The organism is Stenotrophomonas sp. SrG (assembly GCF_050031795.1).
Taxonomy (GTDB): Bacteria; Pseudomonadota; Gammaproteobacteria; order Xanthomonadales; family Xanthomonadaceae; genus Stenotrophomonas; species Stenotrophomonas rhizophila_A.
The window spans coordinates 224,987-244,307 of the sequence record NZ_JBNBBE010000005.1; the positions used below are offsets into that span (position 1 = coordinate 224,987).

Annotated in this window: 14 protein-coding genes and 1 pseudogene; 8 read left to right on the forward strand and 7 right to left on the reverse strand. The window is 68.6% G+C overall.

What is annotated here, in order from left to right; all coding sequences use genetic code 11:
* Window positions 1-15: 15 nt before the first annotated feature.
* From ACQG3P_RS06960 to ACQG3P_RS06980, 5 genes and pseudogenes are all read right to left on the reverse strand, one after another.
* Window positions 16-2,040, reverse strand: a complete 2,025-nt coding sequence (locus ACQG3P_RS06960) for an FUSC family protein (RefSeq protein WP_426804613.1) — start codon at window positions 2,038-2,040, stop codon at window positions 16-18.
* 103 nt (window positions 2,041-2,143) lie between these two features.
* Window positions 2,144-3,577, reverse strand: a pseudogene (locus ACQG3P_RS06965) (efflux transporter outer membrane subunit); the annotation flags it as partial.
* Complete coding sequence (locus tag ACQG3P_RS06970; RefSeq protein WP_426804614.1) at window positions 3,574-4,482, reverse strand: efflux RND transporter periplasmic adaptor subunit; 909 nt, start codon at window positions 4,480-4,482, stop codon at window positions 3,574-3,576. The gene ACQG3P_RS06970 and the pseudogene ACQG3P_RS06965, both read right to left, overlap by 4 nt.
* A complete protein-coding gene (locus ACQG3P_RS06975) occupies window positions 4,479-4,688 on the reverse strand; it encodes a DUF1656 domain-containing protein (RefSeq protein ID WP_017354740.1) in 210 nt (69 codons plus the stop codon). Before ACQG3P_RS06975 ends, ACQG3P_RS06970 begins: the two co-directional genes overlap by 4 nt.
* An 84-nt stretch (window positions 4,689-4,772) precedes the next feature.
* Window positions 4,773-5,228 (reverse strand): MarR family winged helix-turn-helix transcriptional regulator, encoded by a 456-nt coding sequence (locus ACQG3P_RS06980; protein ID WP_426804615.1) that lies wholly within the window; start codon window positions 5,226-5,228, stop codon window positions 4,773-4,775.
* 129 nt (window positions 5,229-5,357) lie between these two features.
* On the opposite strand from ACQG3P_RS06980, the gene folE reads away from it, so the two are divergent.
* From folE to ACQG3P_RS07000, 4 genes are all read left to right on the forward strand, one after another.
* Window positions 5,358-5,960, forward strand: a complete 603-nt coding sequence (gene folE / locus ACQG3P_RS06985; RefSeq protein WP_068847956.1) for a GTP cyclohydrolase I FolE — start codon at window positions 5,358-5,360, stop codon at window positions 5,958-5,960.
* Between the two features lie 94 nt (window positions 5,961-6,054).
* On the forward strand, window positions 6,055-7,524 hold the full coding sequence (locus ACQG3P_RS06990) for a DUF3375 domain-containing protein (RefSeq protein WP_068847954.1): 1,470 nt from the start codon (window positions 6,055-6,057) through the stop codon (window positions 7,522-7,524).
* Window positions 7,511-8,212 carry a DUF4194 domain-containing protein gene (locus tag ACQG3P_RS06995; RefSeq protein WP_426804616.1) on the forward strand — a complete coding sequence of 234 codons (702 nt, stop codon included), beginning with the start codon at window positions 7,511-7,513 and terminating at the stop codon, window positions 8,210-8,212. The genes ACQG3P_RS06990 and ACQG3P_RS06995 overlap by 14 nt, the downstream gene beginning before the upstream one ends.
* Before the next feature lie 19 nt (window positions 8,213-8,231).
* Window positions 8,232-11,603: an ATP-binding protein gene (locus ACQG3P_RS07000; RefSeq protein ID WP_426804617.1), complete on the forward strand. Its 3,372-nt coding sequence runs from the start codon at window positions 8,232-8,234 to the stop codon at window positions 11,601-11,603.
* 5 nt (window positions 11,604-11,608) lie between these two features.
* On the opposite strand, the gene ACQG3P_RS07005 is transcribed toward ACQG3P_RS07000, so the two are convergent.
* Window positions 11,609-12,385: a sulfite exporter TauE/SafE family protein gene (locus ACQG3P_RS07005; RefSeq protein WP_426804618.1), complete on the reverse strand. Its 777-nt coding sequence runs from the start codon at window positions 12,383-12,385 to the stop codon at window positions 11,609-11,611.
* 59 nt (window positions 12,386-12,444) lie between these two features.
* On the opposite strand from ACQG3P_RS07005, the gene ACQG3P_RS07010 reads away from it, so the two are divergent.
* The 4 genes from ACQG3P_RS07010 to ACQG3P_RS07025 all read left to right on the forward strand — a co-directional run bounded on the left by ACQG3P_RS07010 (window position 12,445) and on the right by ACQG3P_RS07025 (window position 17,415).
* Window positions 12,445-12,834, forward strand: a complete 390-nt coding sequence (locus ACQG3P_RS07010) for a YchJ family metal-binding protein (protein WP_426804619.1) — start codon at window positions 12,445-12,447, stop codon at window positions 12,832-12,834.
* Window positions 12,835-12,918: 84 nt separating this feature from the next.
* Window positions 12,919-14,211, forward strand: a complete 1,293-nt coding sequence (egtB, locus tag ACQG3P_RS07015; protein WP_426804620.1) for an ergothioneine biosynthesis protein EgtB — start codon at window positions 12,919-12,921, stop codon at window positions 14,209-14,211.
* Complete coding sequence (gene egtD, locus ACQG3P_RS07020; RefSeq protein WP_426804621.1) at window positions 14,208-15,182, forward strand: L-histidine N(alpha)-methyltransferase; 975 nt, start codon at window positions 14,208-14,210, stop codon at window positions 15,180-15,182. The genes egtB and egtD overlap by 4 nt, the downstream gene beginning before the upstream one ends.
* A 55-nt stretch (window positions 15,183-15,237) precedes the next feature.
* Window positions 15,238-17,415, forward strand: a complete 2,178-nt coding sequence (locus ACQG3P_RS07025; RefSeq protein ID WP_426804622.1) for a lytic murein transglycosylase — start codon at window positions 15,238-15,240, stop codon at window positions 17,413-17,415.
* A gap of 13 nt (window positions 17,416-17,428) precedes the next feature.
* Here the strand turns inward: ACQG3P_RS07025 and ACQG3P_RS07030 are convergent, their stop codons facing one another.
* Entirely contained in the window at window positions 17,429-18,622 is a 1,194-nt protein-coding gene (locus ACQG3P_RS07030; RefSeq protein ID WP_426804623.1) for a benzoate/H(+) symporter BenE family transporter, read from the reverse strand.
* Window positions 18,623-19,321 lie beyond the last annotated feature (699 nt).

The following is a 19,321-nucleotide window of genomic DNA, read 5'->3' on the forward strand; positions in this document are numbered from 1 at the left end:
CAGGAATGCAGGGCGTCAGGATACTCCCCCCTGTGTGACCGCCGGCTGCTCCGGGAACAGCGCATAGCGCAGCCCCAGAACGCCCATCAGCGCTTCATCACGCGCCTTGCCGGCCTCCACCGTCTGCACCCGCTTCAGCGAGGCCTCCAGTTTGGCCTGCAGCGCGGGTGGCGCCGGCTGTGGCCGGCGCAGCGCCACCTGGGCGCGGTAATGCGCGGCCACGTCGTCCAGGATCGCCTCGATCGCCTGCATGCTCGCCGCCGGCAACCCATGCCGTGCCCGGCGCAGCTGCAGGATGTTCAGGCCGATGCGGGACTCGGTGAGCATGTCCACCGAGGCGATGTCGCTGCCTTCGGGGGTGGCCGCCAGGCGCGGGGCGAGCAGGCCCAGCAGGTCCAGCATGCGCGCGGCGAACTGCTGGCGGTCCTGCTGGCCACGGCCTTCGGCCGCTTCGGCCAGCGTTGTCCAGCCCTGGCGCACCAGGCGGCGGGCGGTCCATTCAGCACCCACCGAGCGGAACAGGCGGGTCATCACCACCGCAAAGCCAATGCCGATGAACATCGCCACCGACGAATTGATGAAGCTCTGGATGTTGGCGCTGTAGGTGTTCTGCACGTTGAGCAGCGCCACCAGGTTGACCGTCAACGGCAGCCCGATCAGCGCGGTCTTGGGCCGGTGCAGCAGCAGCCCCAGTGGCAGGAAGATCACCGCCAGCACCAGCGCCAGGCTGCCGAAGTCGTGCACCGCCGGGAATACGCCGAACAGGTACACCGCCGCCACCAGGCTGGCCACGATCGCCCACAGCAGGAACTGCAGCATGCTCGGCGCCGGGTCGTCCTGCGCGGCGAAGAACGCGGCGGCCACCGCGGCCATCATCGCGCCGTTGCCACCGCCTTCCCAGCCCAGCCCGATCCACAGCGCGCAGTAGGTCATCAGCGCCACGCCGGCACTGGCGGCCGAAAACAGCGCCATGCCGTAGTCCACGTGGCGCGCCCCGCCCATGCGCTTGGCGCGCACCCGGTAGTGGGCGGTATCGCGTGGCGCGCTGCCGTGTTCAATGGCGTCCTGCAGCGTGGCGCAGTCCTGCCACAGGTCCACCAGCTCTTCCAGGCGCAACAGCAGGGTCACCAGCAGCAGGTGGTCCAATTCCCCATCCACTGTTGGCTTCAGCGCCAGGATCCGCGCGCGCAGGGCGGTGTATTCGTCGGCGGTGGAACGGCCGGGCCGCTCCAGCCAGTGCGCAATGTCGTTCACCAGCGGCTCCAGCCCCGGCGGCAGCGCGCGGCCGCCGGCGCGCAGCGCGCCCAGCCGGTCGGCGATGGACGACAGCACCGGCAGCATCAGCAACATGCGTTCGCGCAGCCGCTCCATGGACACCGCTGCGCCTGCATGGCGCGGGTCATCGCGGCGCAGGAACTCGATCAGCGCCTCGAACTGCACCAGGTCGGCGGCCAGCCGGTTGCGCGGGCCATGGGCCTGGCCGCGCAGCAGGATCTGCCGGCACCATTGCGCGGCATCGTCCATCCAGTTGCCGATCCGCGCGCGCAGCATCGGCCGCGCCGAGGTCGGGAAGAACAGCGAGGCGAACAGCACCGCCACCACCGTGCCCAGGATGATTTCCTCGCTGCGCGCCACCACGGTGTCGAAGATGGTGTCCGGCGAGGTCACCGCCGGGAAGCCGATGAACGCGGTGGTGTAACCGGCCAGCAGGAACGCGTAGCCGCGCGGGCCGCGGTTGAGCAGGGCGATGAACAGGCACGCCGACAGCCACAGCGACATCGCCGCGCTCAGCAGCAGCGGGGTTTCCACCAGGTGCGGCAGCATCCACAGCGTGGCCGCGCCGGCAATGAGCGTGCCGACGATGCGGTAGACGCCCTTGGCCCGGGTCGGGCCCAGCATCGGCTGGGTGACGATGTAGACGGTGGCCATCGCCCAGTACGGGCGCGAGAGGTTGCCGGCCAGGCCGATGTAGAGCGCGGCGAGGGCGGCCAGGAAGGTTTTTACCGAGAACAGCCAGGCTTGGCGGTCGAGCAGGAGCATTGGGTTAGTGCTGCTGGGTTGTGGCGTGCCGACTGGCAGCTTGCCGATTGGCAGCATGCCGACTAACAGTCGGCACTACCGTAGGTGCGGGCGCCTGTGCCACCGCGTCGGCGTTCCAGCCGCCGCCGAGGACCAGGAACAGCTGGATCTGGTCGCGAGAGACCTGCGCCTGCTGCTGCGCGAGCGTGGCATCGGCCGACACCAGGGTGCGGTCGGCGTCCAGGCTGGACAGGTACGGGGTGCGCCCGCCCTGGTACAGCCGGCGGTTCTGCTCGGCGGCCAGCGCCGCCTGGGCCTGCGCCTGCTGCAGCGACTGCAGGCGCTGCAGGTCGTGTGCGTAGCGGCTCAGCGCGGTCTGGGTTTCGCGCAGCGCTTGCAGCACGCTGTGGTCGAACTCGGCCAGTGCCGCATCGGCCCCGGCCTCGGTGGCGTGGATACGCGCGTGGGTGCCCGAGGACGGCAGCGTCCACGAGATCAGCGGGCCGAACGACCACTGCTGGGTCAGCGGCTCGCCGAAATCGGCGAGCAGGCCGGCCGCGCCCAGCGACGCGCCCAGGCGGATGTCCGGGTACAGCTCGGCGGTGGCCACGCCGATCCGCGCGGTGGCCGCAGCCAGCTTGCGTTCGGCCTGGCGGATGTCGGGGCGGCGCTGCAGCAGCGCGCGGCCATCGCCCACCGGCAGCGGCTGGGCCAGGGTCGGGGCGTGGTCGCACGCGTCCACGCCCTCGGGCAGCTGGCCCGGGGTGCGGCCGAGCAGGGCGGCCAGCTGGTACTCGGAGGCCTGGCGCTGCGCCTGCAGCGGCGGCAGTGCGGCTTCCAGCATCGCCACCTGCGCGTTGGCGCGGGCCAGTTCCGGCGGCGTGCCGCGCCCGGCGCTGATCAGGCGCTGGGTCACCTCGCGGCTGCGCTGCTGCAGCTGCAGGGAATGTTCGGCCACGTGCAGTTCGTGGTTGGCGTGGCAGATCTCCACGTAGCTGCCGGCGACCTGGGCCACCAGCGAGACCCGCGCCAGGTCCATCGCCGCGGCCACCGACTGCTCATCGTCCCGCGCGGCTTCGGAGGCGCGCTTGAGCTTGCCGAACAGGTCGAACTGGTAGGACACCGCGAACTTGCCGTCGGCCAGGTTGATCGGCGGCAGCTCGTGCTCGAGCAGGAACGATTCGGCCGACAGCTGCGCGCGGCTGACCCCGGCCTCGGCTTCGTATTCGAAACCACCGGCATCCAGCGCCTGCTCGTACACGGCGGCGGCGCGGCGCAGGTTGGCATCGGCCACCTTCAGTTCCACGTTGTCGCGCAGTGCCTGTTCCACCAGTCCATTGAGCGTGGCGTCCTGGTACAGCTCCCACCAGCGTGCCGGCAGCTCGGCGCCAGGGGCCACCTGCGGGTTGGCGGTGTCGATGAACGCCGCGTTGGCCTCAGGGCGCTGGAAAGCCGAACCGGCCGGTACCGCGTAATCCGGGCCGACCGTGCGGCATGCGGCCAGGCTGCTGGTCAGCGCCAGGGCGAAGGCGATGCGGTGCAGGGCCGGGCGGTTCACAGGGCCGCCCGTGCCGGTTGCGCCGGCGTCGGGGTGGCGGCGTCCGGCTCGATGGTGACCGTGGCGGTGCGGCCGGCGATCAGGTTCACGCCGGTGGGAATGGTGTCGATGTGGATGCGCACCGGGATGCGCTGGGCCAGCCGCACCCAGTCGAACGCCGGGGTCACGTTCGGCAGCAGGCTGGAGCCTTCGCTGCGGTAACGATCCTCGATGCCGGCGGCGATGCTCTGCACGTGGCCCTGCAGTGGCTGCGCCTCGCCCATCAGGCGGATGTCGACCTTCTGACCGGCATGCACGCCGCGCAGGCGGGTTTCCTCGAAGTAGCCATCCACCCGGAACGAGCCGGTATCCAGTACCGCCATCACCGGGCGGCCCGCGGTGACGTAGTCGCCGGCGCGCACGGTGCGGTCGTTGACGTGGCCGTCGCTGGGGCTGCGTACTTCGGTGCGGGCCAGGTTGAGCTTGGCCAGGTCCACCGCGGCCTGCGCGGTGGCGGTGGATGCCTGCGCGGCCTGCAGCTTGGCGCGGCGCACTTCGGCGTCCTCGGCGGCCACCAGGTCCTGCAGGCTGCGGTCGCGGGCGATCTCGCGCCGCAGCTGCTCCAGCGTGGCGCGGCGTTCGCTCAGCGTGGCCTGGGCCTGTTCCAGCGCGATCTGGTAACGCGCCCGGTCCACCACGAACAGGACCTCACCGCGCTTCACCGGCTGGTTGTCGGCCACCTTCACCGCTTCCACCAGCCCGGACACGTCCGGCGCGACCTGGACCACGTCGGCGCTGACGTGCGCATCGCGGGTCCACGGTTCGTCCATGTAGTACGACCACAGGTGGCGCAGCACCAGCAGGGCGGCAATGACGGCAACCACGGTCAGGACGACCGGGAAGGTGTGCTTGAGGATCTTGTTCACGATTGCATCCAACGCATCAGGGAAAACAACCCGCCGAGCACGATCACGTACACGGCCAGGTTGAACAGGGCGGGGTGCCAGATGTGGCGGTAGGCGCCGGTGCGCTGCAGGACCAGGCGCAGCCCGCTCTTGAGCAGGTAGGCCAGCAGCATCAGCCCGAGCAGGGTCGGGACGAACACACCATAGAGACTGAATTCACCGTACATCGGGGCAGGAAGTTCGCAGGAAAGCGGAAAAGGGAACACCACGGCGTCGCAGGACAACACCGGGAGGTGGGGCAGGGCAGTGGCTTACGTCACGCGGTCGGACGCCTCGGCCAGCAGCTTCCACAGCTTCAGCACGGTGCGCAGTTCCTCGGTGGTCAGCTCGCCGAACACGTCCTGGCGCAGGCCGATCAGCTGGCTCTCCAGCTCGCTCACCAGCGCCTCGCCCTTGTCGGTCAACCACAGCAGGTTGGCCCGGCGGTCGCTGGCATCGCTTTCGCGGCGCACCAGTTCGCTGGCCGACAGCTTGTCCAGCAGGCGCACCAGCGAGGGGCCTTCCATGCCCAGCTGTTGGGCCAGGGTGACCTGACGGATACCACCGCCGGCGCGGCCGATCATCAGCAGCGGCATGGTGCAGGCGGCTGAAATGCCATAGCTGCCCAACGCCTGGTCGGCCAGGCGCTGCCATTGCCGCCCTGAGTGGAGCAGGCCGGAGCTGAGCTGCATCTGCAGCTGGGTGCGTTCGTCGAGGGAGCGTTTCATGGCAGATAGATAGGATACTACTAATTTCATTCCTATCAATACCCCCGGCCCAACCGCAGCCCAACGCCCGGGGGACGCCCGGGGGCTCTGTCGGGTACGATGCTCGCCCCCCTTCGGGTGCTGTATGTAATGAGCAAACAAGACAACGACGTGACCCCGGTGACCCAGGACGAGGCCGAATCGGCCGTGCGCACCCTGCTGCGCTGGGCCGGTGAAGATCCCACCCGTGAAGGGCTGCTGGACACCCCGCGGCGCGTCGCCGAAGCCTATGGCGACTGGTTCAGCGGCTACCGCGACGACCCGCGTGCCTACATGGAACGGACCTTCGAAGAGGTTGCCGGCTACGACGAACTGATCGTGCTGCGCGACATCGAGTACGAAAGCCACTGCGAACACCACATGGCGCCGATCATCGGCCGCGTGCACGTCGGCTACCTGCCGGCCGGCAAGGTGGTGGGCATCAGCAAGCTGGCCCGCGTGGTGGAGGCCTATGCCCGCCGCTTCCAGGTCCAGGAAAAGATGACCGCGCAGATCGCCCAGTGCATCCAGGACGTGCTGCAGCCGATCGGCGTGGGCGTGGTGGTGGAAGGTGCGCACGAGTGCATGACCACCCGCGGCATCCACAAGCGCGGCGTGAGCATGGTCACCTCCAAGATGCTGGGCAGCTTCCGCGAAGACGCCCGCACCCGGGCCGAGTTCCTGCGCTTCATCGAAGTGGGCGGCAAGCGCTGAGTACGCCGCGCGCCCGGCATGAGCGTGCCGGGCCGATGCCCCTCCCGCTGCGCGGCGCCTGGCCGCGCGGCGTCTATCCGGATGTCCTGGCTGCATGAAGCACCGCGAACGCATCACCCGTTACCGCACCCTGCGCGAACAGCCCCAGTGGAAGCTGCTGGCCGCTGCCAACGCCCCGGAGATCATCGGCCTGCTGCAGAGCCTGCTGATGGACGGCGAGCGCACCCTGCCGGCGGCAGCGCTGCACGAGCGCCTGCAGCGCGCGCTGGACCAGCTCAATGGCGAAGAACTGTCGCGCGAGCTGCCGCGCACCGCCCAGGCCTACATCGCCCACTGGCTGGCCCAGGGCTGGCTGGAGCGGCGCCTGCCCGAGGGCGCCGACCAGGAGCAGTACGAACTGTCCACCCAGGCGCTGCAGGCGATCCGTTTCGCCGACAGCCTGGAGCAGACGCGCGTGGCGGCCACCGAAAGCCGGTTGGCGCTGGTCATCGAGCAGCTCTCGCAGCTGGCCGCGCAGACCGAATCCGATCCGGACGCGCGCCTGTCGGCGCTGCGCGACGAGCGCGACCGCATCGACGCGGAGATCGCGCGGGTCGGGGTTGGCCGCGTGGCGACCCTGGATGGCAAGCGCGCGCTGGAGCGGGCGCGCCAGATCATCGGCCTGGCCGACGATCTGACTGAAGACTTCCGCCGTGTCCGCGACGACTTCGAACGGCTCAACCGCGAGTTCCGCGAACGCATCATCGACGACGAGAGCGAACGCGGCGACGTGCTGTCGCGGCTGTTCGAGGGCGTGGATGTGATCGGCGACAGCGACGCCGGGCGCAGCTTCCAGGCGTTCTGGCGGCTGCTCAACGATGCCGAACAGAGCGCCCAGCTGGATGCGGCGCTGGAGACCGTGCTCGCGCGCGGTTTCGCCCGCAAGCTGGACCGCGACGAGCGCGCCTTCCTGCGCGGCTTCACCGGTACCATGCTCGACCGCGGCGGCCAGGTCCACGATGTCCTGCAGCACTTCGCACGGAGCCTGCGCGGCTTCGTGCAGAGCCGTGGGTATCTTGAGCAGCGCCGGCTCAACCAGCTGCTCAAGCAGGCGCAGTCCGAAGCACTGGCGCTGCGCGATGAATTCACCGCCCAGCGGCCGATCGGCCGCGATCTGCAGCTGACCACCAGCCGCCTGCGCTCGTGGTCGCAGTGGAAACTGCATGACCCGCGCAGCGCCCACGTCGATGGCAGCGTGCAGCGCAACGATGCCGCCAGCATTTCCCTTGAAAGCGTTGGCGACCTGGTGGCTTCGTCGGAAATCGACTTCCGCACCCTGCGCCGCGACCTGCACGACCTGCTGGCCATACAACCGAAGCTGAGCATTGCCCAGGCCCTGTCGCAGCGCGACGCGCCGCAGGGGTTGGGCAGCGTGATCGGCTACCTGTCGCTGGGCACGCGCCACGGCACGGTGGTGGAAGGCGAACAGGAAACCGCGCACTGGCGTGGCGGCGATGGACAGTGGCGGCGGGCACGTATCCCGTTGGTTTGGTTCACCCAGGAGAAACGCCATGAGCTGGCATGAAGATTCCAACGACGCCGCCCTGATCGACGGTGACGCACCCGACCTCGACGCAGAGCCGGTGGTGGTCACGCCGCTGCCGCGGCGGAACAACGACGTCTACTACCTGGGCGACACCGGCCGCCTGCCGCTGGATGGGCGCCGCGCGCTGTGCCAGCTGCTGATCGGCCCCAGCATCGACCAGCTGCGCCACCCCAAGCTGTGGCCGGCGCTGATCCGCAGTGAAACGGCCATCCGCTCCTCGCTGGCCGACCTGTTCCTGGAACTGGTGCTGGACCGCGACAGTGGTGTGGCTTTCACCCGCCAGGCCGACACCGAGGACGTCGAAGCGCCGGTGCTGCTGCGCAGCTCGCCGTTGACCTTCATCGATTCGGTGCTGCTGCTGTACCTGCGCCAGCAGCTGGCCGAGGCCGACGCGCGCGGCAATCGCGCGGTCGTGGCCGACACCGAGATGGCCGAAGCGCTGGCGATCTACGAGAAGAACCTCTCCACCGACCGCGCCGGGTTCAACCGTCGCGTCGCCGCAGCGGTGCAGAAGATGAAAGAGAACCACATCCTGACCCGCCTGGCGGGCCAGGAAGACCGGCACGAAGTATCGCCCGCATTGAAGCTGCTGTTCTCCGCCGAAGACGTGTCCGCACTTTCGTCGGTGTACCGCCAGTTGCGCGAAACCCCTGCTGCCAAAGCCTGAACGGAACGACCGATAACGCATGGCCATCTCCAAGAACACTCCTGCCCTGTTCACCGAAGGGCTGCCGGACCCGCGCCAGCAGCAGTTCCGCATGCGCCGGCTGCAGGTGCATAACTGGGGCACCTTCAACGGCCTGACCGAAGTTCCGATCGCCGAGCGCGGCTTCCTGTTCGTCGGCCGTTCCGGTTCGGGCAAGTCGACCCTGCTCGATGCCATGTCGGCAATGCTGGTGCCGCCGTCGATCGTGGACTTCAACGCCGCCGCCCGCGAAGCCGAACGCAGCGGCCGCGACCGCAACCTGGTCTCCTACGTGCGTGGCGCGTGGGCGGACCAGCAGGACCGGGGCACCGGCGAAATTGCCACCCAATACCTGCGCAAGGGCGCCACCTGGACCGCGCTGGTGCTGGAGTACCGCGCCGGCGATGGTCGCGTGGTCAGCCTGGTGCGGCTGTTCTGGATCGCCGGCAACGGCGCGGCCGCCGCCGACGTACGCAAGCATTACCTGATCGCCGAGCGCCCGTTCGATATCGCCAAGGACCTCGGCGGCTTCGACCTGGACCTGCGCAAACTCAAGCAGCGCTTGGGCGATGTGCACCACTTCGACAGCTTCACCGGCTACGCCGAGCGCTTCCGGCACCTGCTGGGCATCGACAATGAAATGGCGCTGCGCCTGCTGCACAAGACGCAGTCGGCCAAGAACCTGGGCGACCTGAACGTCTTCCTGCGCGATTTCATGCTGGATACCCCGCGCACCTTCGATGCCGCCGAACGGCTGGTCAGCGACTTCGCCGAGCTGGATGGCGCGCACAAGTCGGTGGTCACCGCCCGCCTGCAGGTGGAAACCCTGCTGCCGGCGCGCGCGCTGCATGCCGAACTGAAGGCGATGAACCTGCAGCGTGCCGACGAGGAGACGCTGAAGCTGGGCCTGGACAGTTTCCGCGAGTCGCGCCTGCAGCTGCTGCTGGAGAAGCGGCTGCAGGAAATCGATGTACGCAACCGCGGGCTGCAGGGCGAAGAAGCCCAGCGCCGGCAGGCCCTGGCCAACCATGAGGAGCACCTGGCCGAGCTGGAGCTGCAGCGTCGCCAGCAGGGCGGCGAGCGCATCGAGGAACTCGAACGCGAACAGGGCCGGGCCCAGGCCGAACTGGACCGCCGCCAGTCCAAGCGCGAGCAGGCCCGCCAGGCCGCCGCCAGGCTGCAGAACGAACTTCCCGATGACGCCCATGCCTTCGCTGCGCTGGTTGCGCGCGCGCAGGGCGAACTCGACAATCGCCAGCAGGCCGCCGCAGCCCTGGATGACGCCATCTCCGAGCGCCAGGCTGGCAAGCAGGACGATACCCGCCGTTTCGCCGATGTCCGCGCGGAACTGGAGGCCATGGAGCGCAATCCCTCCAGCATTCCCGCGCCGCTGCAGAAGCTGCGCAGCCGGATGTCCGAAGAAACCGGCGTGCCCGAGGCCGCACTGCCGTTCGTTGGCGAGCTGATCCAGGTCCACGAGGACCAGAGTGCCTGGCAGGGGGCGATCGAGCGCGTGCTGTTCGGCTTTGCACAGTCGCTGCTGGTCGAAGACAAGCACTACAACGAGATCAACGCCTGGGTGAATCGCACCCAGCTGGGCATGCGCCTGACCTACTACCGGGTCCGCCGCAACGACGACGCGATCGCACGTTCGCCGTCCGCGCGCTCGCTGCTGCACAAGCTGGAGCTGCGCGACAGCGTGTTCGAGCCATGGCTGCGCCGCGAGCTGGGCAAGCGCTTCGACTATGAGTGCGTCGATGCCAGGCAGCTGCGCGATGTCGAGCGCGGCATTTCGCGCGAAGGCCAGGTCAAGCATCCCGGCGACCGGTTCGAGAAGGATGACCGCAGCGCGATCGGCGATCGCCGTCGCTGGCTGCTGGGCTTCAACAACCAGGAAAAGCTGGCGCTGTTCCGGCGCGAAGCGCAGGAACTGGCGCAACGCATTGCCGCCTGCGACGAGGATGTCGCGCGCCTGCGCGGCCAGCGTGACCTCGACAACGAGCGTCGGATGGCCTGCCACCAGCTGGTGAACGTGGCGTGGGAGGAGGTCGACGTCGCCACCGCGCTGCAACGCCTGCAGGACATCGAAACGGCACTGCGTGAGCTGCGCGAAGGCAACACCGACCTGGCCCGCCTGGCCCAGCAGATCGACCAGGCCCGCGCGGACATCGTGCAGGCACGGCGCACCTACGAAGACACCCGGGTCGAGCTCATCCAGCTCTCGCGCGAGCGCGACAAGCTCGATGCCCAGCGCCAGCGCAGCCGCGCCCTGGTGCTGCCGGCGCTGGGCGCCACCCAGGAAGCCGGGCTCAAGAAGCGTCTGGATCTCCTCGGCGGGCTCAGCCTGGAAACGCTGGAAGCGCACATGCGCGAGATCAGCAAGGGCATCAACGAAAGCCTGGCCTCGTCCCAGCAGGACGTGCACCGGGTCGAGACCCAGCTGGTGGGCTGCTTCCGCCGCTTCGCGCAGGCGTGGCCGGAGGAGTCCGGTGATTTCACCGCGTCGGTATCCTCCGCGGAGGATTACCTGGCGCGTCTGGCGCGGCTGGAACGCGATGGCCTGCCGCAGCACGAGGAGCGTTTCTTCGACCTGCTGCAGAACCAGAGCAAGAACAACCTGCTGGCCCTGCAGCGGCACAGCGCCGAAGCGCGCAAGTCGATCGGCCAGCGCCTGGACGAGGTCAATGCATCGCTGGAGCAGGTGCCGTTCAACCGCGGCACCCTGCTGACCATCGAGCTCAGCGACCGGCGCCTGCCGGAAGTGCTCGAGTTCCACCAGCACCTGCGCGAAGTGCTGTCGCATCACCAGACCGAAGAGCGCGACGTCGCCGAGACCCAGTTCGCCGTGCTGCGCGAGCTGGTCAAGCGGCTGGGCTCGCAGGAAGGCGAGGACAAGCGCTGGCGCGAGAACGTGCTCGACGTACGCCTGCATGTGGAGTTCATCGGCGTGGAACTGGACGCCGCCACCCGCCAGCAGGTCGAGATCTACCGCAGCGGCGCCGGCAAGTCCGGTGGCCAGCGCCAGAAGTTGGCCACCACCTGCCTGGCGGCGGCGCTGCGCTACCAGCTCGGCGGCGCCGACAGCCAGCTGCCCAGCTACGCCGCCGTGGTGCTGGACGAAGCGTTCGACAAGGCCGACAACGAGTTCACCGCCCTGGCGATGAACATCTTCGAGAACTTCGGCTTCCAGATGGTGGTGGCCACCCCGCTGAAATCGGTGATGACGCTGGAGCCTTTCATCGGCGGCGCCTGTTTCGTCGAGATCAGCGGCCGGCACGACTCCGGCGTGCTGTTGATCGAGTACGACGAAGAAGGCAAGCGGCTCAAGCTTCCCGAGCGCACCCGCAGCGCGGCCGGGCAGGTCGAGGACTGACCTGCCTAGCCGGCGAACGTGTCCCAGCCCATCCGGGCGATCAGCACCACCACCAGGCCCACGAACAGCTTGCGGATGAACGGCGTGCCGCCGCGCAGCGCAAGCCGGGTCCCGACCACCGAACCGACGATGTTGGCGGTGGCCATCGGGATGGCGAACAGCCACAGGATGTTGCCGGTCGGCACGAAGAACGAGATCGCGGCCACGTTGGTGGCCAGGTTGACCACCTTCGAGGCGGCCGAGGCGCGCAGGAAATCCAGCCCGAAGAAGCGCACGAACAGGAAGATCAGGAAGCTGCCGGTGCCCGGCCCGAAGAAGCCGTCGTAGAAGCCGATCACCGCGCCGATCGCCAGCGCCGTGGCAAGTTCCTTGCGGCCGATCTCGCGCGGCCGGTGCAGGGCGCCGAAGTCCTTCTTCCACAGCGTGTAGCCCAGCATCGCCACCAGCAGCACCAGCACCAGCGGGCGCACCGCGTCCTTGGGCAGCAGGCTCACCGCCGTGGCCCCGGCAAACGAGAACACGAAGGCTGTGGCGGCCGCGAACAGTACCGGTCGCCAGGGGAAGCGCACATTGCGCGCGTAGCGGAATGCCGCTGCGGCGGTGCCGAACATCGAACTGAACTTGTTGGTACCAAACAGCATTGCCGGAGTGTGCTGCGGCAGCACCGTGAACAGTCCGGGCAACTGCACCAGCCCACCACCACCGACAGCGGCATCGACCAGGCCGGCGATGAAGGCGATCGCCACCAACCACAACAGTTCAGGGGGAGCCAGCTCGAACACGGCAGCGCATCACGGCGGAAAGCGCGCCAGCATACGCCTCCTCGCGGCACAATACGCCCATGACCCCTGCCGATCCCTGTCCCTGCGGCCGCCCCGTCGCCTACGCCGCCTGCTGCGGCCGGTTCCACGCCGGTGACGCCGCGCCCGATGCCGAGGCGTTGATGCGCTCGCGTTACAGCGCCTACGTGAAGCAGCTGCCGGCATACCTGCTGGCCAGCTGGCACCCCGATACCCGTCCGGAAACCCTGTCGCTGGACGAGCCGGCCGGGCAGCGCACGCACTGGCTGGGCCTGACCGTGCACGAACACGCCCTGCAGGATGCCGACCACGCCCAGGTGCGTTTCACCGCGCGCTACCGGATCGGCGGCGGCAGCGCGGTGAAGATGCAGGAGCACAGCCGCTTCGTGCGCCTCGATGGGCGCTGGTTCTATCTCGACGCGCTGCCCTGATCGCCTATTCAACTTGAACGGCGTAACACCGCGTACGCCGCGCCATGACATCGCGCTCACCCATGCTCGCCGATCCTTCGTGCGATGAACGCCGTCGTTGCCCCGCCTCCTACCGCCGCCACCGCTGCCACCGCCCTGGCGGCCCAGTTCGCCCGGGTACGCGCCCGCAGCGTGGCCCTGGCCGCACCGCTCAGCGCCGAAGATGCGATGGTGCAGAGCATGCCCGATGCCAGCCCGAGCAAATGGCACCTGGCCCATACCACGTGGTTCTTCGAGCGCTTCGTGCTGGCGACCCAGCCGGACTACGTCGCGTTCGACGCCGATTGGCATTACCTGTTTAACAGCTACTACCAGAGCATCGGCCCGGCCCATGCGCGGCCACAGCGCGGCCTGCTGTCGCGGCCCTCACTGGACGAAGTGCTGCGCTTCCGCAACCTGGTCGACCAGCGCGTGCTGGCGGCGCTGCAGGCGGATGCACTGGATGAGCAGGCGACCCGCCAGCTGGTACTGGGCCTGCACCACGAGCAGCAACACCAGGAGCTGCTGCTCACCGACATCAAGCACGCGCTGTGGAGCAACCCGCTGCAGCCGGCCTACCGCGACGACCTGCCGCGCAGCACCGGCACCGCCTCGCCGCTGGCGTGGATCCACAGCCCGGAACAGATCGTGGAGATCGGCGCGCCCGCGTGGCCGGCGCATGCCGCCTTCGCCTATGACAACGAATCGCCGGTGCACCGCGTGCTGGTGCCTGCCCATTCGCTGGCCAACCGCCCGGTCAGCAACAGCGAGTTCCGCCGCTTCGTCGAAGCCGGCGGCTACCGCGAGCCCGCCCATTGGATGAGCGAGGGCTGGAGCCTGTGCCAGCAGGAACACTGGCAGCACCCGCTGTACTGGGATGACGCACTGGCGCGCGAGTTCACCCTGGCGGGCTGGCGCGCGCTCGACCCCGATGCACCGGTCTGCCACCTCAGCTACTTCGAAGCCGACGCCTACGCCCGTTGGGCCGGTGCGCGCCTGCCCACCGAGTTCGAATGGGAAGCGGCCGCCGCCGGTCAGGCGCCGCAGGGCAACTTCGCCGACAGCGGGCGCCTGCATCCGGCCGCGCCCGACCAGGGCAGCGCGCACGACCGCCACCTGCAGCTGTTCGGCGATGTCTGGGAGTGGACCAGCAGTGCGTACGGGGCCTATCCCGGTTTCCGTACCTTCGAAGGCAACCTCGGCGAATACAACGGCAAGTTCATGTGCGGCCAATGGGTACTGCGTGGCGGCAGCTGCGCCACCCCGGCCGACCACATCCGTGCCAGCTACCGCAATTTCTTCGCACCGTCGGCGCGCTGGCAGTTCGCCGGCCTGCGTCTGGCCAAGGATGCCGCATGAGCACTGTCAGTGATGCCCTGGATGCGTTGACCGACCTGCAGCCGGATCGCGCGCGGATCACCGCCGACATCCTGCACGGCCTGTCGCAGCGCCCACGCCAGTTGCCTTCCAAGTATTTCTACGATGCACGCGGCTCGCAGCTGTTCGAACAGATCACCCGCCAGCCCGAGTACTACCCCACGCGCACCGAGCTGCAGCTGCTGCAGCAGGTCAGCGCCGAGATCGCACGCGCCGTGGGGCCGCACCTGCACGTGGTGGAACTGGGCAGTGGCAGCGGGCGCAAGACCGAGCTGCTGCTGCATGCCCTGGCCGATCCGGTGGCCTACACCCCCATCGAAATATCGCGCGCGGCGCTGCTCGACAGCGTGGCACGCCTGGCCGAAGCGCTGCCGGAGATCGAGATGCTGCCGGTCTGCGCTGACTTCACCCGCCCCGTAACGCTGCCCGAACCGCAGCGCGAACCGGCACGCCGGCTGCTGTTCTTCCCCGGCTCCACGCTTGGCAACTTCGCCCACGACGATGCCGTGGCGCTGCTCGATGCCATGCGCCAGACCATGGGCCCCACCGGGCTGGCGCTGATCGGCATCGACCTGCACAAGGACCCGGCACTGATCGAAGCGGCCTACAACGATGCGGCCGGTGTCACGGCGGCGTTCACCCTCAACCTGCTGCGCCGGCTCAACCGCGAGATCGGCAGCGACTTCGACCTGGACGGCTTCGAGCACCGCGCGCGTTACAGCGTGCCGCACCTGCGCATTGAAACCGAGCTGGTCAGCCGTTGCGCACAGCGGGTGCACGTGGCCGGCCGCGCGTTCGATTTCGCCGACGGGGAAGCGATGACGGTGGAATACAGCCACAAGTACACCGACGCCGCCTTCGGCGCGCTGATCGCCGAGGCCGGCCTGCGCGTGCGCATGCAGTGGAATGCCGATGCCCCCGCCTTCGGCCTGCGGTTGCTGGAACGGGCCTGAACCGCGTGGGTTGCCGCTATGATGCGGTAACACTTGGCTGCAGGGATTCACGCCAATGAGGTTTACCACCGTCGGCCTGCTGGGCGCGCTGTGCCTGGCCGGCACCCCGGTCGCTGCCGCGCCGCAGGACGATTTCGACCGCTGCCTGGCCACGTTGCAGCCGCAGGCGCTCAAGCAGGGCGTCAGCGCGGCCGGGTTCACCCGGCTCACCGCCGGCCTCACCCCGGACCTGAGCGTGTTGCCGCTGCTGGATGCGCAGCCGGAGTTCACCACGCCCTTGTGGGATTACCTGGCCGCCCTGGTCGATACCCAGCGCGTCGACGATGGCCGCGCCCGCCTGGACCAGCACCGCGACCTGCTCGCCCGCGTATCGGCGCAGTACGGCGTGGATCCGGCCACCATCGTCGCGGTCTGGGGCGTGGAGAGCGATTACGGCCGCGTGTTCGGCAAGCGCCCGCTGCTGCAGTCGCTGGCCACCCTGTCCTGCAACGGGCGCCGCCAGCCGTTCTTCCGCGGCGAGCTGCTGGCCCTGCTCAAGCTGCTCGACGCCGGTGATCTGAGTGCCGATGGCCTGACCGGCTCCTGGGCCGGCGCCTTCGGCCACACCCAGTTCATGCCCTCCACCTATGCGCGTATCGCGGTGGACGGCGATGGCGATGGCCGCCGCGACCTGGTGGCCAGCATTCCCGACGCGCTGGCCTCCACTGCCAACTATCTCAAGCAGGCCGGCTGGCGTACCGGCCAGCCGTGGGGCATCGAAGTCACGATCCCCACCGGCTTCAACGCAAGCCTGGCCGGTCGCACCCAGCGCAAGCCGCTCGCGGCCTGGCGGGCATTGGGCATTGCCCCCATCGGCGGCGGCGCGCTCGCGCCTGCGGGACTGCCCGAGGATGCCAACGCCGCGCTGCTGCTGCCCACCGGCGCCAAGGGCCCGGCCTGGCTGGTGTTCCGCAATTACGACGCGATCTACGCCTACAACGCTGCGGAGAGCTATGCCCTGGCCATTGCCACCCTGGCCGACCGCCTGCGGGGCGGCCCCGGCCTCGTGGCGGCCTGGCCCACCGACGATCCCGGCATTGGCCGCACTGAACGCCGCGAGCTGCAGACCCTGCTGCTGGCACGCGGCCACGATATCGGTGCCGCCGATGGCATGGTCGGCACTGCCACGCGGCGTGCCATCCAGACCGAACAGCAGGCGCTGGGCTGGCCCAATCCGGACGGCCGCGCCGGCCAACGCATCCTCACCGCGCTGCGCAGCGCACCCCCTCTACCCAAGCCCACTACCGCCATGCCCGACACCACCGCGTTCTCCCTGCCGCCCAACCACGCCCGCCTCGTGCAGTCGCCGGCTGCCTCCGGCGCCGCGCTGCCGAAGCTGGAGGGCCTGAGCATCGTCGACATCCAAGGCTTCCCGGCCTGGAAGGTGGAAACCCCGCTGGCCACTGCCGCGATCTCCGTGTTTGGCGGGCAGCTGCTGTCCTTCATTCCCAAGGGCGGCCAGGACGTGCTGTGGCTGTCGCCCACCGCGCAGGCGCTGCCCACCCCGATCCGCGGCGGCAGCCCGGTGTGCTGGCCGTACTTCGGCAAACAAGGGCAGGGCAGTGACGTGCCCTCGCATGGCTTCGTGCGCAACGTGCCGTGGACCCTGCAGAGCGCGCAGCGCGAAGCCGATGGCACCGTGGTGCTGACCCTCGCCCCGCCGGCGCTGGAGACCCTCGACCTGCGCCTCAGCATGCAGCTGCGGATCGGCCGCACCCTCGAACAGCGCCTGGTCACCGAGAACACCGGCCGCCAGCCGGTCACCTTCACCCAGGCGCTGCACAACTACTTCAAGGTCAGCGACGCCATGCAGGTCAGCGTGTCCGGGCTGGATGGCCTGACCTACCTGGACAAGTTCGAGAACTACGCCACCCCGCGCACCCAACAGGGCGACTGGTCGCTCAACGACCCGCGTGACCCCGGCCGCAGCGACCGCATCTATACCCAGGCCGGTGGCCGCTACCTGCTGAAGGACCCGGGGCTCAAGCGCAGCATCGAGATCAGTACCCAGGGCAGTCGCTCGCTGGTGGCCTGGAACCCCGGCCAGGCAGGTGCGGCGAAGATGGCCGACGTCGGCGCCGGCTGGAGACACTATGTGTGCCTGGAGGCGGCCAACGCCGGCCCTGACGTGGTCACCCTGGCCCCGGGCGCGCGCCACAGCCTGGTGCAGACCCTCCGCGTCCTGCCCCAGTAAGCGCGGCCAGCGCTCAGGGCAGGGCGGCACCACGCGGCCGCAAGGCGACCAGGCAGATGCCGCCGGCCACCAGGCCCCAGAAGGCAGAGCCGATCCCGCCCAGCGACAGGCCCGAGGCGGTCACCAGGAAGGTGACCAGTGCGGCCTCGCGGTCGCTTTCCTCGCGCAGGGCCATGGCCAGGCTGTTGGCGATGGTCCCGAACAAGGCGATGCCGGCGACGCAGGCCACCAGTTCCTTCGGGAAGGCGGCGAATACCGCGGCCACCGTCGCGCCGAACAGGCCCACCACGATGTAGAAGGCACCGGCGGCCACGGCAGCGGTGTAACGCCGGGCCGGATCCTCATGCGCTTCGCGTCCCATGCAGATGGCCGCCGTGATCGCCGCGAGGTTGAGGCCGTAGGCGCCGAACGGGGCCAGCACCGTGTTGGCCACGCCGATCCAGCCGATGACGGGGGAAATCGGGGTGTCGTAGCCGGACGCCCGGATCACGGCGACCCCGGGAATGTTCTGCGAGGCCATGGTGACCACGAACAGGGGCAGGGCGATGCCGAACACCGCCGGCCATGACAGGGTGGGCCAGGTGAACACCGGCATGGCCAGTTCGAGCCGCAGCTGTTCGGCATGCAGCAGGCCCTGTGCAACGGCAACGCCCACGCCCACCAGTAGGGTGGCAATCACCGCGTAGCGGGGGAAAAGCCGGCGCCCGACCAGCCAGGTCGCGAACATCGCCAGCGCCATCCCCAGCTGCGTGCCCATGGAGACGAACACCTCCAACCCGAAGCGCAGCAGTACGCCGGCCAGCATGCCGGCGGCCAACGCCATCGGCACGCGGCGCATGACCTTGGCGAACACACCGGAGAAGCCGGCCAGCATCCCCAGCACCGCCGCCAGTACGAATGCCCCGATGGCATCGCTATAGGCCACCGCGCCCGTGCCTACCACCAGCATCGCGGCACCAGGGGTCGACCATGCAGTCACCACGGGAACGCGGTAGCGCAGCGACAGCCCGATGCAGGTCACGCCCATGCCCAGGCCCAACGCCCACATCCACGATGCGATCTGCGCCTGCGTTGCACCGACCGCCTGTGCGGCCTGGAACACGATCACCGCGGAACTGGCAAAGCCCACCAGCACCGTAATGAAGCCTGCGACCACGGCGGGCAATGAGAGATCGCGCAACAACGAACGCTTGGCAACCGCAGACATGACGCATGCTTCCCTGACGACAAGAAGCTGCATTGTTGGCAGCCCTGCGCAGCACGCGCAACGCGCGTGCTGCGCATCGCCGTTGGCGCTGTGCCCACACACGGCAGGTACCGGGCGTTTGTCGGTACGAATTGAAAAAAGCGCTTGACGAATTTCGAGAAGTCTTTAGTATTCGCTCCCTCGCTGCGACGCGGTCTTCACCCCGGTGAACACCAAGCCAAAGCGGCGGCAACATCCTTCGAAACAAGGTGTTGACGGAAACGAAAAGCCTGACATAATAGGCGGCTCGCTTCGACGAAAAGACCTCCGGGTCGCACGACGAAGCAGCATCGGCAACAACGTCCACTTCGGTGAGACGGCCCTCGAAAAAGGGTGTTGACGAAGCGGAAAAGCCAGCTATAATGGGCGGCTCGCAACGACGGAAACGTCGGGGCACACGGAGAAAGGCGCTGAGGCCGACTCCCAAGTTCTTTGACAGTATGCGCAGGTATCTTGTGAAGGCGCCTGCAGGAAGGATGATTTGTCCATCTTGCAGACGTTTGATCAAGCAACATATCAATTGTTTTAAAGCAAGCGAAACGTTGCCAGCGGTCAAGCATCTGCAGCTTTAAATTTTTAGTCTTCGGACTATGCGTTTTTAAGTGAAGAGTTTGATCCTGGCTCAGAGTGAACGCTGGCGGTAGGCCTAACACATGCAAG